Below are 1,025 nucleotides of genomic sequence, written 5' to 3'. Positions count from 1 at the left end.
AGAGAGGAAGGGAGAGAGGAAAAAGGAGGGAGAGGGAAGGAGAGGAAGGGAGAAGGGAGGAGAAGGGGAGGGAGGAGGGCGATAGGAGGGGAAAGGAGAAAGGAAAGAGGAGAAGAAGGGAGGGGAGGAGGAAAAGGAGAAAAGGAAGGGAGGAAAGAAGGAAGAGGAGGGAGAAGAAAAAGAGAAAGGGGAGAAGGAGGAAGGAGAAAAAAGAGAAACGAGAAGAAGCTCGTCTGAGAAGATTTAGACCAGAGGAAAGGAAAGAAAAAGGAGGGAGAGAAGGAGAGAAAGGAGAGGAGAGCGGCCGGCACGACAAGAAGAAGGAGGAAGGGAAGAGGAGGAAGGGGATCAGACAGGGACATATACCTTCCGAAGAAGCCTCTGCCAGAGAAGAAAGAAGAAGAAGAGAGAAAGAGAAAAGGGGAAGAGGAAGAGAAGGAGAAAGAGGGGAAGAGAGGAAGAAAGAGGGAAGGGGGGAAAAGAGGGGGAGGAGGAAAGAGGAAGAGGGAAGAAGGAAAAGGGAGAAGAGGGGGGAGGGGAGAGGAAGGAAGAAGGGAAAGAGGGAAAAAAGAGAGGGAGAAGAGGAAGAGAGAAAAGATAAAAAACAAAGTACCAGGGGGGAACAAAAAAGAGGAGGGGAGGGAAGGGAGGAAAGATTTGATATGAAGATGTAGAGAAAGGAAGGGGAAGAGGGGAAAGGGCATCCTGCGAAGCGGCCCAGTTCTGCGGAGCTTGCAAGCGCATGGGGAGATGAGGAAGGGGAGAAGGGAAAAAGAGGGACAGTGGGGAAAGGAGGAAGAGAGGGGAAGGGAGGGAAAGGAAGAGGGGGAAGGGAGCGTCTCCACCGTCACGGAGAGAGAAAGAAAAGGGGAAGAAGAGAGAAATGGAGGAAAAGAAGAACGATTCAGGGGATGTTTCCCACAGAAAGAAGAAAAAGAAAGGAGGGAAAAAAAAGGGGCGAGAGAAAGAAGGGGGGAAGGGGGGGAAGAGGGGGAGGGAAAGAGGGAGGAAGAGGAAGGAAAAAA

Annotated in this window: 2 protein-coding genes; both read left to right on the top strand. The window is 51.3% G+C overall.

What is annotated here, in order from left to right; genetic code table 11:
* Positions 1-674: hypothetical protein (locus tag E1963_RS23565; RefSeq protein ID WP_201272080.1), on the top strand; the 674-nt coding region annotated here is incomplete at its 5' end.
* A gap of 58 nt (positions 675-732) precedes the next feature.
* The coding region (locus E1963_RS23560; protein WP_201272079.1) for a hypothetical protein at positions 733-1,025 on the top strand (293 nt) is incomplete at its 3' end.

Origin of the sequence: Extibacter muris, from assembly GCF_004345005.1 — a bacterium.
Lineage (GTDB): Bacteria > Bacillota > Clostridia > Lachnospirales > Lachnospiraceae > Extibacter > Extibacter muris.
This window is presented reverse-complemented; position numbering and strand designations above follow the sequence as displayed.